This is a genomic window from Tindallia californiensis (assembly GCF_900107405.1).
Taxonomy (GTDB): domain Bacteria; phylum Bacillota; class Clostridia; order Peptostreptococcales; family Tindalliaceae; genus Tindallia; species Tindallia californiensis.
In genome coordinates, this window is the sequence record NZ_FNPV01000004.1 from 317,992 (window position 1) to 334,579 (window position 16,588).

Sequence of the window (16,588 nt, forward strand, 5' to 3'; positions counted from 1 at the left end):
GAATGATGAAAGGAGATAACAATGAATTTTTCTTCCTTAGAATACCCCTATCCTTCTAAAAGAAATCTTTTATATGGCCAAAAAGGCATGGTAGCTTCCTCTCAGCCCTTGGCCGCACAAGCTGGTTTGGATATGCTGAAAAAAGGAGGCAATGCTATTGACGCCGCCATTGCTACGGCTGCTTGTCTCACGGTGGTAGAACCTACTTCTAACGGTATAGGAGGAGATGCTTTTGCGCTGGTTTGGGCAGAAAATGATCTACACGGTCTCAATGCTAGCGGTCCTGCTCCGGCAAATCTTTCTTTAGAGTATTTTGAAAAGCAAGGACTTAAAGAGATGCCGGTTTATGGGACAACACCAATTACGGTTCCGGGGGCACCGGCTGCTTGGGCCGAGCTATCAGAAAGATTTGGAAATCTATCCTTGAAAACAGTCATGAAGCCAGCCATCCATTATGCCAGAGAAGGGTTTCCTGTAACACCGGCAACCGCCTATTACTGGAAAAAAGCATATAAAAATGCATTGAAAAATTACCAGGGCGAAGTTTTTAAGCACTGGTTTGATGTTTTTGCGCCACAAGGAAGAGCACCAGAACCGGGAGAAATATGGAAATCAGAAGATCATGCAACAACATTAGAGATAATTGCAGCTACGATGAGCAGGGATTTTTATGAAGGAAATATAGCAAAAGCAATTGATGAATTTCTTTCCAAGCATCATGGTAAATTAAAAAAAGAAGACCTGGAATCATATCAAGTACGCTGGGAAAAGCCAATCTCGGTTCATTACCGAGGCTATGATGTTTGGGAGATACCACCAAACGGTCAAGGGCTCGTTGCTTTACAAGCCTTATCAATACTGGAAGGACTGGAACTTGATACTGAGGAAAATGGACAGGCGGTTCATCGCATCATCGAATCACTGAAACTAGCCTTTACAGATGGAAAAACCTATATAGCAGACCCTGATCATATGCCAACATCAGTGGAATCCTTGCTTTCCAAAGAATATATCGAATCAAGAAGAGCCATGATTAGTGAAAATGCGTTACTTCCGGAACCGGGGATGCCACCAAGAGGTGGAACCGTTTATTTAGCAACGGCGGATGGTGAAGGAAATATGGTATCGATGATCCAAAGTAATTATATGGGATTTGGATCAGGAGTGGTGATTCCGGGTACAGGAATTGCACTTCATAACAGAGGTCACAATTTTTCACTGGATCCTCGACACCCTAATGCGCTAGCCCCTGGGAAAAGACCATACCATACGATTATTCCTGGATTTCTAACGAAAAAGAAAAAACCCTTAGGGCCCTTTGGTGTAATGGGTGGATTTATGCAGCCACAGGGCCATTTGCAAGTAATAACAAAGTTAATCGATTTCCAGTTAAATCCACAGGCAGCCTTAGATGCTCCGAGATGGCAGTGGTTAGGTGGCAAAAAGATTGAAGTGGAACAAAATTACCCCGAGTTATTGATACAGCAACTGGTAGAAAAAGGTCATGAGATAAGCATTCAAAGAGAACGGGGAAACTTCGGAAGAGGGCAAATCATTTTGCGTAATGAAAGTGGTGTGCTGTGCGGCGCTACAGAACCAAGAACCGATGGTTGTGTAGCTGTCTGGTAATAAGGTAATTAGTCAGTAAGGAGAAAAGCAATGAGAAAAAAGAAAAAGGGTGCTGGTAGGTGGGGACGGTTAAAACATAGCTATATAGTGCTAGTGGTATTAGCGTGGACATTATTTGTCTTGTACCCTAATCCTATGAAGCTGGGGCTTAGCATTTACCGGATTTTTCATCCTCCAATCAATGCTGTCGGAGTGGCGCATCTATTAGAGGAAATCCCCTTGGAACCAGCGGAAATAGAGACCTATGTGCTTAGGGAGATTCCCTATCAATATGATTGGGTTACTTATGGAATGCCTTGGTACTTTCCAACATTGGAAGAAGTACTGGATAATAAAACAGGTGACTGTAAGAGTCGGTTTCTAGTGTTGGCTTCTTTATTTGAATCGCAAGAAATACCTTATCAGTTGAGCTTCTCACTTAGTCATTTTTGGGTTGTTTACGAAGGAAAAGCAGAGACTCCCTTGGAACAGGCACAAAATGCGTTTATGTTAAGAGAAGAGGACGGTTCCTTGCAAATACAAGTTCCTCGAGAAGATAGAAATCAAATTTGGAACAATTTTAGGGAAGGGTTTTGGGAATATATGCCATTTCACCGAAAAACCTTATTAATCCTAGGATGGATCACGGCTGTTGTCACAATGATTGTGCGTAGCTGCTGTTTTAAGAAAACGGAGGAAGGTGTAAGGGCTTAAATTTTTTCAATGCCATGACAGCAAATGAATAAATATGGTATAATCAACAAACATGATCAATATGTTTATATGAAATAATGAGGAGGTTTCAGCATGTCTAACGAAAACCATGCTCCTGTAGCATCTAACTTTATCAAAAATATTATCAATGAAGACCTTAAAAATAATAAAAATGACGGACGGGTACATACTCGGTTTCCGCCAGAACCTAACGGATACCTTCATATAGGTCATGCAAAATCAATTTGTTTGAACTTTGGGTTAGCCAGAGATTATAAGGGCTTATGCAATCTGCGCTTTGATGATACCAACCCTTCGAAGGAAGACGTGGAATACGTTGAATCCATTCAGGAAGATGTTCGCTGGTTAGGTTTCGACTGGGAAGAACGCTTGTTCTATGCATCAGACTACTTTGAAAAAATGTACGAATACGCAGTAGATCTTATTAAAGCAGGAAAAGCATATGTATGCGATCTTTCTGGAGATCAGATTCGTGAAACCAGAGGAACATTAAAGCAACCAGGCGTGGAAAGTCCCTATCGGGGCAGGTCTGTTGAAGAAAACTTGGACCTGTTTCACAGGATGAGAGCAGGCGAATTTCCTGACGGAAGTCGTGTGCTGAGAGCGAAAATAGATATGGCTTCTCCAAATATGAATATGAGAGATCCAGTTTTATACCGCATAGCGAAAGTGAAACACCACCGAACAGGGAATGAATGGTGCATTTATCCAATGTATGATTATGCACATCCTTTATCAGACGCCTATGAAGGGATAACTCATTCCATTTGCACACTTGAGTTTGAAGATCATAGACCGCTATATGATTGGGTCTTGAAAGCCTTGGATTTTGATCCACATCCACAACAAATTGAATTTGCCCGTTTGAATTTATCAAATACGGTTATGAGTAAAAGGAAGCTAAGAGAATTAGTTGAAAACGAAGTGGTGGATGGATGGGATGATCCCCGCATGCCAACCATATGTGGTTTGCGCCGGAGAGGCTATACGCCGGAAGCAATAAAAGATTTTTGCGACAGGATAGGCGTTGCTAAAAGCAATAGCATTGTTGATATAGCGCTTTTGGAGCATTGCGTAAGAGAAGACTTGAAGTTAAAAGCTCCCAGAATGATGGGGGTCATTAATCCTCTTAAGGTTGTGATAACAAACTATCCGGAAGGACAGGAAGAAAAGCTGAAAGCTGAGAACAATCCGGAAAATCCAGAAATGGGACACCGGGAGATGATTTTTGAAAAAGAGATCTATATTGAACGCGATGATTTTATGGAAGACCCTCCTAAAAAGTTTTTTAGGCTGGCACCGGGCAAAGAAGTTCGGTTAAAGTATGCCTATATTATTCGTTGTGATGAAGTGGTAAAAGATCCAGATACGGGAGAAGTGATAGAGCTTCGATGCAGTTATGAGCCAACATCAAAAAGCGGTAGCGATACCAGTGGTAAAAAAGTAAAAGGAACCTTGCACTGGGTTTCGAAAACCTATGGCGTGCCGGCAACAGTAAGACTCTATGATCATTTATTTATAGAAAAAGAAAATGGAGATTCTGGAGAACTACAACCAGAGTTAAATCCTGGGTCTGTGAAAAAAATGGAAAAAGCATTGGTTGAACCAGGGTTTAAGGAATACAATGCAGGTCAGCAATTCCAGTTTATGAGACATGGATATTTTGTATTGGACACGGAAGACAACAAAGGATCAAGACCATTGGTATTTAACCGAATTGTTTCACTTCGGGATACATGGGCGAAAATACAAAAATCTCAAAAATAGGGAAATCTGTTTGGAAGGTATGATGAAAATGCCATTAAACAAAGAAACATCAAAAGATCGACAACTTCAGTATGGTTCCTTGGAAGAATTACAAACACAAGTTTCTCAAGAAAATCTTTTGGTACTGGTAGTGGAAGATGATCCTATGAGCCGTATTTTTATGGAAAAAATTCTTTGTAGACTGGGAGTAGAAGTTGCCTTTGCAAAAGATGGACTAGAAGCGCTAAGAATGTACATGAAGCATGAGTATGATTTGATTTTTTTAGATATTCAGATGCCAGTCATGAATGGTTATGAAACAGCAGAACTGATAAGACAGCAGGAGAAAATGACAGGCATTCATATTCCTATTGTTGCCGTAACAGCTTATGCGCTGGAAGAAGATCGGGAAAAGTGTATGAGCGTTGGAATGGATTCTTACCTCTCGAAGCCTGTCTCGATGGAAAATCTCTTGAAAGTATTGGTAGAGTTTTGTCTGGAAAAAGCAGGAGAAATGCAATGAGACGCTGGCAACCACAAATGCTATTCCGGGTACGTTCTTCTGCACTTATTATCAATAAATACGATGAAATATTGCTAGTGTTTCATGATGATTCAATAACAGGAGAAAAATGGTTAATGCCACCTGGTGGTGGTTTAGAAGCAGGAGAAAATGCATTAGAAGCATTAGTGAGAGAAGTAAAGGAAGAATGTGGCATAACCTGTTGTCCGAAGGAACTATTGTATGTAAGGGAATATGTTAGTGATAATGCCAAGTTGCATCATATGGGACTGTTTTTTCGTGCAAACCCTCTTAATGATGAAGAGACCATTCGGATAGGCTATGATCCAGAACTCGAAAATCAAATTATCAAGGATTGCCGCTATTACTCTTACGAAGAGCTTCAAAGGGTGGAAGTTCCTATTTATCCTGAGATTCTTAAAAAACAATTCTGGAATGATTTGGCTAGTGGCTTTATGCAACACCAAATATATCTGGGGCAACAGCGGGACAAAGAAAAAAAGTAAGGATTCAGCTCCTTACTCTTTTTTTTTGCAAAGTGTAGGGCAAGATGTGCCCTTATCTGATTATAAGGTTAAATATGAGGTATTGATTTAAGGAGGAGGTGCGTAGACTTTGGAACAATTTCGGGAAATTGAATTAAAACTCAGTTTGATAAATCGGGATCAAACCCAGTCTTTGCTGAAAGAACTGAAATCATTGACAAATAAAGAAAAAATGGTAAAAGAAATGCTTCACTCTGTTTACTATGATACCAAAGAAAAAGATCTTTTAAGGGCTGGATTGGCTTTTCGTATGCGCCAGGAACAAGGTGGCTGGACCGCAACGGTCAAAGGAATGGGAAGTGTCAAAGCAGGGCTTCATCAGCGGCAAGAATGGAATGTAACCGTTAAGGATGAGGCGCCTTCTATCCAGATATTTTCTGATATCCCTGAATTGAAAAAAGAGATGCAAAAAATAACGAAAGAAGAAAAACTGATACCAATTCTAAGAACATCCTTTACTCGGGAAAAAGGAGTGTGGGAAGATCATGAAGGAAACCAGATAGAAGTGGCCCTAGATATCGGTGAAGTAAAGGCCGGTTTAGAGATTGAAAGTATTCACGAAGTGGAATTGGAGTTGAAAAAAGGAAAAGTGGAATCGCTTTTCAAGCTAGGAAAACACCTTGCTGACCGGTATCCTCTGACACCGGAACCCACCAGTAAATTTCTGAGAGGATTAAACTTACTGGGCTTTTCGGATAAAGAACAATCAAGAAAAGCCCTTCAGACACCAGTGGTGAACATGGAAGAGGTTTCCGCCTGGGAAAGCTTTGAGCTTTTGAGTCGAGTTGCCTTGGAAAAAACCTCGAAGGCATTGGGAAAACTACTAAAAGACCCAAAAGGAATAGAAACATTACATCAGTTACGGGTGAGCATTCGGAATCTAAGATCCTTACTTTTCCTATACAAACCATTGATTGAAGAAAATCAATACAAAAAAATAAATAGTCTACTGCGAGATTGGAGTCGCCAAACCAATGAATTAAGAGAGCTGGATGTAATGCTCTTGAACATTGGAGAATGGACAGATAGCTTAGACAATAAAAAAGACGCTTACCCTATCTGTAAAGAAGTAAAGAAGGTTCTTGAAAATCAAAAGGAAAATTTTACAAACATGCTTTTGCAAGGGAAAATGACACCCTATCTTTTAGAGGTATCAGGAACACTGGAATGTATTCTTGATCAATCGATTGAAAAAAAAGGAAAGAGCAAAGCCACTGCCTTTATAAAAAAAAGAATGTTTCAACAGATTGATGGCTTTATGAAAGAAGCAAAGACAGTGGAAATTAATGAGAAAGAGGCTTTACACAGACTGAGAATAAAAGGAAAAAAACTAAGGTATTCCCTTCAAAATGTGATGCAGGGTATTTCTTTAGAAAATAAAAATGAGTTTAAAAAAGTTCTTAAAATTACGAAACTACTTCAGGATCTTTTAGGAACTATTCATGATAGCCATTGTGAAATGAAGCGAATGAGGGAAGTAACCTTCGGAAAGCTCCATTCATGGACTTTAATGAAAACTTTTGGAAACTACGAAGGCTGGCATTGGAAGCGAATCTTTCAATTAGAAATAGCCTTAGAAGAACAGTGGAAGAAGTTGCGTCAAACCACTATTTAGGAAGATCAATGGGTGTTTCTGATAAAAATGGGTATAAAATACCGTATATGAAAATGTAAGGATAGGAGGAATAAAATGAATGAAGTGGTTGAACTCTTAAAGAGCCATAGATCTATCCGGAGGTTTACAGATCAGGATGTAGATGAAAAAGTGTTGATGGAAATCATTCATGCTGCCAGGCATTCTGCTACCTCCAGCTTTTTGCAGGCTTACTCAGTGATCCGAGTAAGAGATAAAGAAAAAAAAGAAAAGCTTTCTGTTTACTGTGGCGATCAAAAACATATTCGACAAGCTCCTGTATTTCTGGTGTTTTGCGCTGATCTTCATAAGCTGTCCCGTGCTTGCGATATTCAAAATAAAGAAATGAGTAAAGGATATACGGAACAGCTAATTCTTGCCTCTGTTGATACAGCCATATGGGGACAAAGTTTTTTGCTGGCAGCAGAATCCATAGGACTGGGAGGTGTTTATGTAGGGGGCATTAGAAATAACCCGGACAAGGTGACAAAGTTGTTACAATTACCAGAGCAGGTATATCCTGTTTTTGGCATGAGCCTGGGATATCCGGACCAGGATCCACAGGTGAAACCCCGCATGCCTTTGCCATTGGTATATAAAGAAGAGGTATACGGGTCGGAAAATGATGAAGAGCTGCTAGAAGCCTACGACAGAACATTTCAGGAATACTTGCGGAACAGACAACATAATCCCAGAGAAGAAACCTGGACAGCTACGGTGGCCGAGAAACTTAGCAAAGAATCCAGGCCACATATGAAACAATATCTCCAAAATCAAGGATTCAATATAAAGTAATTGAATCAAACAATTTCATTGTTAAGGAGTGGTTCGATGAAGAACATGTCGATTAAAATGAAAATCACACTTTCGTTGGTGACTTTAGGTGCCCTGGCCGCTATTATTGGATTCGTTGGGTTTTTCTCAGCTCAAATGATTGCCAATATGGAAACGGAAGTACAAGAAAATTTGTTGCTAACCAGGAGGATCAGAGAAATTGAAATAGATCATCTGGATTGGCGTCAGGAATTATCAGATACGCTTAATGAGGAAGGTTTGTTCCAGGGACAGTTAGATTATACTGCGTGCAATTTGGGAGAATGGTATTATGATTTTGTTGAAACAGAAGAATTTAGTTCCTTACCTGCTGATATGCAGCAAGCATTACGGGATATGGAAGAACCCCACGCCGCTATACATAGGAGTGCGCATGATATTAACGAAGCGATCCGTGCCGGTGATCTGGAAGAAGCTCAGCGGATCTATCGCAGTACAACCGTACCAAACCTTGAAGAAGTGCGTAGGTTAATGACACAGGTGAATGATGGCTATGGTCAACTATCAGACCAGTTAATTCAGCAAAGTATGCAAACACAGCAGACAGTACTAACGTTAACCGTCGTATTAATTATTGCTGCTCTTGTGATAGCTGTGATTGTAGGCTTGATGCTGAATAAGGGAGCCATTAAACCTATTCAGCGAGTGACAGATATGCTAAAGGATATTGCCGAAGGGGAAGGTGATCTGACCACAAGATTAGAGATAGATACCCGGGATGAAGTGGGAATGATGGCCAAATACTTTAACCAGTTTGTCGAAAAAATCCAACTGACGGTTCAAGATATTGATACCACTACCTCCACATTGAAAAAATCTTCGGATAATTTAGGAGAAGTTGCGGATACAATGGCGGCAAATAGCGAAGAATTGAGTTCGAAAATGGAAACGGTGAGCGCAGCGGTAGAACAGATAACAGCAAGCATTGCAGGCACAGCAGAAGCTTCCGATGAGGCGAAAAACAACTTGAATGTAGTTGTTTCTGCTGTTGAAGAAATGAATGCAACCCTAAGAAATATGGCTTCTGCTTCTGAACAAAGCTCTGCGGGGGCACAATCAGTATCAAAACTGGTTGATGATATATCCAGAAAAATTCAAAATAGTGCAAAATCAACTAATGAAGTGTCTTCGGCCGTCAATAGTGTAGTAACAGCGATCAAAGAAATTAATATTTCGTTGAATGAAGTTAGTGAAAGTTGCGAGCGATCCATGGAAATCACCGCAAGTGCAGAAGCGAAAGCAGAAGAAACCAATGAAATTATTGGAAATTTAGATCAGTTATCTACTCAGATTGGAAAAATCATCGATGTGATTAATGATATAGCTGATCAGACAAATATGCTGGCATTAAACGCAGCCATCGAAGCGGCAGGAGCTGGTGAAGCAGGCAAAGGATTTGCTGTTGTTGCTAACGAAGTGAAAGAACTAGCAAAACAGACTGGAGAAGCAACGGAAGAAATTAGAAGTCAGATAGAAAATATGCAAAAGAGAACCACGGGAGCTGTGGAAGCGGTAAAATCAATCACAGAGGTAATTCAGGAAATTACAGAAATAACGAACTCTATTGCCGCTGCCGTTACAGAACAGTCTGCGACCGCTGGTGACATCTCTGATGCGGCTGTAAACGCGTCGAAAGAAGTGAACGCTGTTAACTTGGAAATTGAAGAAATTGCCAACAATGCGGCCGATGCTTCAAGAGGAGTGGCAGAAATTTCTGAAGGCGTTAATGAACTGGCCAGATCAGCCAGTGAAATTTCTACAGCTTCTAACGAGGTAGCGGGCAATGTAGAGGCAGTATCTCAAAAAGTCGATGAAGTAGCCAGATCTTCTGAAGAAATAGCGAATGGAACTAATGAAATAGCAGAAAATATAGTGGATGTGAACAATGTAGCTGCAGATGCCGCCAGTGGAGCTGCTGAAACCAGCGATGCAGCCAAGGAACTTGCAAATATAACGAACACATTGGAAGATCTTGTTAAACAGTTTAAGGTATAAGCTAAAAAGCTTCTTTCCCAAAGGGAAAGGAGCTTTTTAATAAATAATTATTGACATTGTGGTATCTAAATACTATAATATGGATAAGCAAAGAATAAGTAATAATTAAGAGGCAATTTAAGGAGGAGAAAAAGTGAAAAGAAAAATTATCCAAATAAATGAAGAGCTTTGTAATGGATGTGGAGACTGTATAACGGCATGCCATGAAGGTGCTATTGAAATGATTGATGGGAAAGCCCGTCTCATTAGTGATGAATACTGTGATGGGCTGGGAGACTGTTTACCAGAGTGTCCTACAGGTGCCATCGAGATGATTCAGCGTGAGGCATTACCTTATGATGAAGAATTAGTAATGGCGAAAATAAAAGAACGCGAAAACTTTCAAAAGAATCAACAGGAGGAACCAATGCCATGTGGATGTCCTGGAACAATGGCAAGAGCTATTGACAGAGAAAAAAAGCCAACAGACAATCAAGAACATTTCTTAAGCCAGAATCAAAATAACAGCTCTGATCAGAGACCTTTATCCCGGCTGGCTCAATGGCCAGTTCAAATGAACTTGATCCATCCTGAGGCACCTTACCTGAAAAATGCTGATTTATTAATAGCAGCAGATTGCACAGCCTTTGCCTATGGTTGTTTTCATGACGATTTTATTAAAAATAGAATTACTCTAATAGGGTGTCCTAAATTAGATGATAATGAATATTATCAGAGTAAATTAACAGAAATCTTCAAGAAAAACCAGCCCAGAAGCATTACGGTGACAAGAATGCAGGTTCCTTGTTGTGCAGGTATTGTCAGTGCTGTTAGAAAAGCAATGTTAGAGGCAGAAATGATTGTTCCTTATCGGGAAGTAACTATTACAACAGACGGAAACATAATAGAATAAGCTTGCAGAAAAAAAGTTGTTGACAAAGAACAAAAGTCCCTGTATGATGGAACGAAATTAAATAATAGAGTCAATGAAAGAGAATAGTAAGCAAAGAAGGTTTAAGAGAGCTGACGGTTGGTGAAAGTCAGTACCGCAATCTGCTGAATCCACTCTGGAGATGGTAGCAAAACTACCCGGTGAGATATCGATATTAGCTTTATGAAGATGGTTTTATCTTGTAATCTATAAAAAGGAGATAAAACTCAACCAAGGTGGCACCGTGGGAGTATTTAGAACAGCTTTCGCCCTTGATATTAAATATCAGGGAGCAAAGCTGTTTTTTTATATAAAAATTCGAGGAGGAATCAAAATGAAAATCTTGGTAACAGAAAAGATATCTGAAAAAGGGTTAAAGGTACTTCAGGAATCGGGAGCAAAGGTAGATATAAAGATGAAGCCGCCTCGAGAGGAACTTTTATCGATCATAGCAGAATACGATGCTATGGTAGTGAGAAGCTATACAAAAGTAGACGAAGAACTATTTAGCTATGCCAAAAATCTAAAAGTAGTTGGCCGGGCGGGAAATGGTGTGGATAATATTCATATGCCTTCGGCTACAAAAAAAGGGGTGATTGTTGTTAACACTCCGGATGCAAATAGTGTATCAGCGGCAGAATTAACAGTAGGCCACATGTTGGCTATTAGTCGCAAAATTCCTCAGGCCCATCAAGCTATGAAAAAGCATCATTGGGATAATCATGGTTATATCGGGACAGAGTTATATAAGAAAAAGCTAGGTATTGTTGGGTTGGGAAGAATAGGAGCCCTAGTGGCAACGAGAATGCAGGCTTTTGAAATGGAAGTAAGTGCCTATGATCCTTATATTGCTGATAGTCGGTTTGAAAAATTTGGCGTCGAAAAAAAAGAAACCTTAGAAGAATTGATAAAAGAAGTCGATTTTGTAACTGTTCATACGCCAAAAACAAAAGAAACAGCTGGCATGATTGGTAAAAATGAGCTGATGAAGGCGAAAAAAGGCATTAAAGTCATTAATTGTGCCAGAGGTGGCATTATTAATGAAGAGGATTTAACATGGGCGATTCAGCAAGGAATAGTGGAAGCGGCTGGGATCGATGTTTTGAAAGACGAACCTGATACAACCTCACCTCTATTTGATGTGGAAAATGTTACACTAACGCCTCACATAGGGGCAGGAACCGTTGAGGCTCAAGATAAAGTGGGGGTTGGTGTTGCTCATGAGGTTTTGGGTGCTTTGAGAGGAGAAATGGTTACCAATGCAGTGAATATGCCAACCCTGATGCGGCAGGAATTGGATCAGGTTCAAAGCAGCCTACGGTTAGGAGAGATTTTGGGCAAATTTTATTATCAAATGAGTAAGGAGCCAGTAGATAGGTTAGAAATCATTTATCGTGGTGAAACGGTTCATATGGAAACGCAAATGATTACCTTAGCCATTCTGAAAGGTTTGATGGAACCGGTGGTTCAGGAAAAAGTGAATTACGTCAATGCAAAATTGCTAGCAAAAAGCAGAGGAATAGAGGTAATAGAAAGCCAACAATCAGAAGACGATCGGTATCTGAATTTTATTCAACTTAAAATATATGCAAAAGACAAGTGCTTTACGATAGGCGGAACTGTTTTTGGGAAAAAAGAGCTTCGGATTGCTGAAGTGAATGGCTTTGTTTTCGATGTAGTCCCCACACCATATATGCTGATAGCAAAAAACATTGATCAGCCGGGAATGATTGGTAAAATTGGAACCAATTTAGGTGAACATCATATTAATATTGCAACGATGCAGGTTAGTCGAAACGTACAGGGTGAAAAAGCAATGATGGTATTGACCATTGATTCTGAACCAACGGAAGAGGACTTGAAGATGATTCAGGAAGTTCCGGGGATTTTAAATGTGCAGCTAGTACGCCTATAAGGACAAAGGGGTTGTAGAAGGCATGGATAAGAATCTTATTAGAGCAATGGCAGAGGAATATACTGAGTTTTTACGAGATGAATCAAGAATGGTAGGAAAAGCTGAGAGCATTTCTTTTCCACAGTGTGAAAAAGAAATGGTTCATATCGTAAAAAAAATGGTAGACAGGCAAATACCAATCACTTTGCAAGGTGGAAGAACAGGCCTTGCAGCTGGAGCTGTACCTCTAAAGGGACATGTTATGAATACATCTCGAATGGATAAAATAGTAGGAATGAGAAAAGATGATCAAGGATCTTACTATCTTCGATTGCAGCCAGGTATTACCCTGTCTCAACTGCGTAAAAAAATTGAAATGAAGGCTTTTGATCATCATGATTGGAAGGTGGACGATAAAAAAGCATATATAGAGTTCTGTGAGGAGCCGGAATACTTCTTCAGTCCGGATCCAACAGAAGCTTCTGCAACCTTAGGGGGAATGGTTGCTTGCAATGCATCCGGAGCTAGAAGCTATCATTACGGGTCAATCAGATCCTACGTTACCAGTCTTCGGTTGGTGCTTGCTAATGGCGATACAGTGGAAATAAAAAGAGGAACAATCATTGCAAAAGGTCGAGAAGCAGAGTTGATGACAGAACAAGGAAACTTATTAAAACTGAAACTTCCACAATACCAATCCCCGAGCATAAAGAACGCTTCAGGATATTATGTAGCCGACGATATGGATGTGATTGATCTATTTATAGGTTCTGACGGTACGCTTGCTATTATCAGCGAAATAGAGGTGAAATTACTGAAAATGCCTCCAGTTGTATGGGGGATTAGCTGCTTTTTTACTCAAGAGGCACTGGCAGTCAATTTCGTTAAAGAGATAAGAAAGAAAACGGATAAAGTTGCCTCAATAGAATATTTTGATGGTGATGCATTAGAGATTCTGAGAGTTCAAAAGAAAAAAGGCCTTACTTTTGCTAATTTACCAGATATAAGTCCGGAAATGAAGGCGGCCGTATATGTGGAAATTCATGTAGAGACCACGCAGGAGGCTATTGAGCTTCTGAAGTTGTTGAAAAAAAAGATAAAAAAAGCAGATGGAGATACCAAACATACATGGGTAGCGAGAGTAGATGTGGATAGAGATAGACTTCTGTTTTTCAGACATGCCATTCCTGAAAGCGTGAACATGCTCATTGATGAACGAAAAAAAGACTGTCCGACCATTACCAAACTGGGAACAGATATGGCGGTTCCGGATGAATTTTTGGATTGGGTAATCAATGTATACCGTGAAAAACTAAAAGCTAAAGGGATTCGATCGGCCGTGTGGGGGCATATAGGGGACAATCATTTGCATGTAAATCTATTGCCCAGGAATGAAAAAGAGTATGAACTAGGAAAAGAAATATATGCTGAATGGGCCAGCGAAATATCAAAGGTAGGTGGTGTTGTGTCGGCTGAACATGGAGTCGGAAAACTTAAATACCAGTTTTTAGAAACAATGTATGGTTCGGCGGCCGTTGAACAGATGAGAAGTTTGAAACAGATCTTTGATCCGCTTGAGATACTAGGAAGGGGAAATCTTTTTTCTTTCACAGAAGGCCAGGAGGAGAAAAAATGAAAATTGTAGTGTGTATAAAACAAGTGCCATCCACTAATAAGGTGCAGTTGCATCCTGAAACAAATACGATTATTCGTGATGGTAGGAAATCGGTTACGAACCCTTTCGACACCTACGCTATTGAAGAAGCGATTCGTATCAAAGAAAAAACAGGAGGTAAGACGATTGCAATTAGTATGGGGATTCCAGAAACAGAAAAGCTTTTGAAAGACGCCATGGGTCGAGGGATAGATCAAGCCATATTACTGTCAGATAAAGCCTTTGCTGGTTCAGATACATTGGCGACTTCTTACACGCTGTCTCTGGGGATAAGAGAATTAATGCCGGTAGATCTGATACTATGTGGCAAAATGGCCGTTGATGGCGATACGGCTCAAATAGGACCTGAACTGGCAGAACAGCTAGGAATACCTCATGTAACAGATGTTATAGAAATACTGGAGATGAAGCAATCCTATTTAATATGCAAAAGGGAAATAGATAACGGATATCAACTCTTGAAAGTCAAGCTTCCGGCACTTTTAACAGTCTTAAAAGACATCAACATGCCTAGAATGCCATCAATAGAAGGTGTTTTACAGAGTGAAACAATTGAGGTTATCAGAAAAGATGCTCGAGATCTGGAAGCGAAAACAAGCAAATTAGGATTATCTGGCTCACCAACTCAGGTGGTTAAGACTTTTGTGCCGGAGAGAGACAGTAAAGCCATTGAAATTTCAGGAAACATAGAGGAAAAAGCAGCAAAAGTAAAGAATATTATAGGGGAGGTGTTAGGCAATGGCAGGTCTCAAGATTGATTATTCAACATGTGATGCTTGTGGGAACTGTATAAACACTTGTCCGGTAAAGGCTTTGTATAAGAGAGGCAACAAAGTTGCGCTAGAAGAAAACAATTGCATATTATGTGGAGGTTGTATTGATAGTTGTCCTTACGAAGCGATTTCTATCAACAAAAAAAGAACAAAGACGATAAATAGAGAAAAGACATCTGGTATATGGGTTTATGCAGAACATAAAAAGGGGGTCATGCATCCGGTTGTTTATGAATTATTAGGCAAAGGAAGAGAACTGGCGGATAAAAGCAAGCATAAGCTTACGGCTGTGCTTATTGATGGAGAAAGCAGTCACTTGGCAAAAGAGTTAATAGCATACGGTGCTGACAGAGTCATCCTTTGTAGTCATGTATTATTAGAGAGTCAGCAGGATGAATATCATTTTGATGCAATGACAACTATCTTAGAAGAAGAAATACCTAGCATTTTTCTTTTTGGCGCAACCAGCTTCGGCAGGTCGCTTGCTCCAAGAATGGCGGCAAGATTACAAACTGGCTTAACAGCCGATTGTACCCGGTTAGAAGTGGATGATGTCAGCGGTAACCTCTATCAAACGAGACCGGCTTTTGGTGGGAATTTAATGGCAACGATACTCTGTCCAGACCAAAGACCTCAAATGGCAACCGTTCGATCTGGAATAATGCATGCAAAAGAACCGGACTATTATAGAGAAGGAATGATAAAAAGGGTAAATTACAAAGGGAAAATAAAGCCGAACATAGAAATAATCAATGAGATTATTGGAGAGAAAAAAGAAAGTATCGGAGATGCATCTGTTATTATATCGGCAGGAAGAGGAATTGGGTCGCAGAAAAACATGAAGCTTGTCAGAAAACTGGCAGACGTTCTGGGTGGCCAAGTAGGTGTCAGCAGACCGCTGGTGGATATAGGGTGGAGTGAATACCCTCATCAAATAGGACAAACCGGAGCCGTTGTGAGGCCACAACTCATGATAACCTGTGGTATATCGGGTGCAATTCAGCATCTGGCAGGCATAGCCGATGCAAAAACAATCATCGCAATAAACACTGACCCGGAGGCGCCGATCTTTTCTGTAGCAAATTACAAAATAATTGATGATTGCATAGAAGTATTGAAAATGCTTATTGACAGCATGGAGAAAAAACAAAGTTGAAAATATCGCTTGACACTTAGGGCTGTAGATGGTAATCTATTTCTTGCCAGCAAAAGCCACGCAAAACGGCAGGCAAAGAAGCAAAGGTATCCGGGTGTAGCGCAGTTTGGTAGCGCACATGGTTTGGGACCATGGGGCCGGGAGTTCGAATCTCTCCACCCGGACCATCAGGGCTCATAGCTCAGGTGGTTAGAGCGCACGCCTGATAAGCGTGAGGTCGGTGGTTCGAGTCCACTTGAGCCCACCAGAAAAAAAGAAAAATAAACCATTGACATGAAGCGATAAAGATGGTAAAGTAATAAAGTCGCTAAAACACAGCGACGGCAACAAATGCGAAGCGAAAAACAAGACAAAAAAGGTATTGACATCGAAAGCAGAGCATGGTAAGATAATCAAGTCGCTTAAGAGCGGCAAGAAATAAGCAAAGAGAGTTCTTTGAAAACTGAACAGCAGAGAGAACGAAACCACACGTTAAAACGTGATGGAAAACGCAAGCAAAAGCTTGGGTACAGGAAGAATTTATATAAGAGTTTGATCCTGGCTCAGGATGAACGCTGGCGG

At 40.4% G+C, this 16,588-nt stretch carries 13 protein-coding genes, 2 tRNA genes and 1 other annotated feature; all 15 genes read left to right on the forward strand.

Annotated features, from left to right (window positions below; genetic code table 11):
• Positions 1-21 precede the first annotated feature (21 nt).
• The 15 genes from ggt (at position 22) to BLV55_RS07485 (ending at position 16,274) form a co-directional block, all read left to right on the forward strand.
• Complete coding sequence (ggt, locus tag BLV55_RS07415; RefSeq protein WP_093312915.1) at positions 22-1,629, forward strand: gamma-glutamyltransferase; 1,608 nt, start codon at positions 22-24, stop codon at positions 1,627-1,629.
• Positions 1,630-1,659: 30 nt separating this feature from the next.
• A complete protein-coding gene (locus BLV55_RS07420; RefSeq protein WP_093312917.1) occupies positions 1,660-2,322 on the forward strand; it encodes a hypothetical protein in 663 nt (220 codons plus the stop codon).
• Between the two features lie 93 nt (positions 2,323-2,415).
• Positions 2,416-4,110 (forward strand): glutamine--tRNA ligase/YqeY domain fusion protein, encoded by a 1,695-nt coding sequence (locus tag BLV55_RS07425; RefSeq protein WP_093312919.1) that lies wholly within the window; start codon positions 2,416-2,418, stop codon positions 4,108-4,110.
• Between the two features lie 22 nt (positions 4,111-4,132).
• A complete protein-coding gene (locus BLV55_RS07430; protein ID WP_207646047.1) occupies positions 4,133-4,612 on the forward strand; it encodes a response regulator in 480 nt (159 codons plus the stop codon).
• Positions 4,609-5,118, forward strand: a complete 510-nt coding sequence (locus tag BLV55_RS07435) for an NUDIX domain-containing protein (RefSeq protein ID WP_093312923.1) — start codon at positions 4,609-4,611, stop codon at positions 5,116-5,118. The genes BLV55_RS07430 and BLV55_RS07435 overlap by 4 nt, the downstream gene beginning before the upstream one ends.
• A 109-nt stretch (positions 5,119-5,227) precedes the next feature.
• Complete coding sequence (locus BLV55_RS07440) at positions 5,228-6,772, forward strand: CYTH and CHAD domain-containing protein (RefSeq protein ID WP_093312925.1); 1,545 nt, start codon at positions 5,228-5,230, stop codon at positions 6,770-6,772.
• 75 nt (positions 6,773-6,847) lie between these two features.
• Positions 6,848-7,585 carry an oxygen-insensitive NADPH nitroreductase gene (gene nfsA / locus BLV55_RS07445; protein ID WP_093312927.1) on the forward strand — a complete coding sequence of 246 codons (738 nt, stop codon included), beginning with the start codon at positions 6,848-6,850 and terminating at the stop codon, positions 7,583-7,585.
• Between the two features lie 36 nt (positions 7,586-7,621).
• Entirely contained in the window at positions 7,622-9,619 is a 1,998-nt protein-coding gene (locus BLV55_RS07450; RefSeq protein WP_093312929.1) for a methyl-accepting chemotaxis protein, read from the forward strand.
• Positions 9,620-9,752: 133 nt separating this feature from the next.
• Positions 9,753-10,511, forward strand: coding sequence for an ATP-binding protein (locus BLV55_RS07455; protein ID WP_093312931.1), 759 nt, complete (start codon positions 9,753-9,755; stop codon positions 10,509-10,511).
• 64 nt (positions 10,512-10,575) lie between these two features.
• Positions 10,576-10,806 (forward strand) — a binding site (T-box leader).
• A gap of 57 nt (positions 10,807-10,863) precedes the next feature.
• Positions 10,864-12,444, forward strand: coding sequence for a phosphoglycerate dehydrogenase (serA, locus tag BLV55_RS07460; protein WP_093312977.1), 1,581 nt, complete (start codon positions 10,864-10,866; stop codon positions 12,442-12,444).
• A 22-nt stretch (positions 12,445-12,466) separates the two neighbouring features.
• The gene (locus BLV55_RS07465; RefSeq protein WP_093312933.1) at positions 12,467-14,059 is read left to right on the forward strand and encodes an FAD-binding oxidoreductase; all 1,593 of its coding nucleotides are present in this window, start codon (positions 12,467-12,469) and stop codon (positions 14,057-14,059) included.
• On the forward strand, positions 14,056-14,856 hold the full coding sequence (locus BLV55_RS07470; protein WP_093312935.1) for an electron transfer flavoprotein subunit beta/FixA family protein: 801 nt from the start codon (positions 14,056-14,058) through the stop codon (positions 14,854-14,856). The genes BLV55_RS07465 and BLV55_RS07470 overlap by 4 nt, the downstream gene beginning before the upstream one ends.
• Positions 14,837-16,027, forward strand: a complete 1,191-nt coding sequence (locus BLV55_RS07475; RefSeq protein ID WP_093312937.1) for an electron transfer flavoprotein subunit alpha — start codon at positions 14,837-14,839, stop codon at positions 16,025-16,027. The genes BLV55_RS07470 and BLV55_RS07475 overlap by 20 nt, the downstream gene beginning before the upstream one ends.
• 90 nt (positions 16,028-16,117) lie before the next feature.
• Positions 16,118-16,194: transfer RNA gene (locus BLV55_RS07480), tRNA-Pro, on the forward strand.
• A 3-nt stretch (positions 16,195-16,197) separates the two neighbouring features.
• A tRNA-Ile gene (locus BLV55_RS07485) sits at positions 16,198-16,274 on the forward strand.
• Positions 16,275-16,588 lie beyond the last annotated feature (314 nt).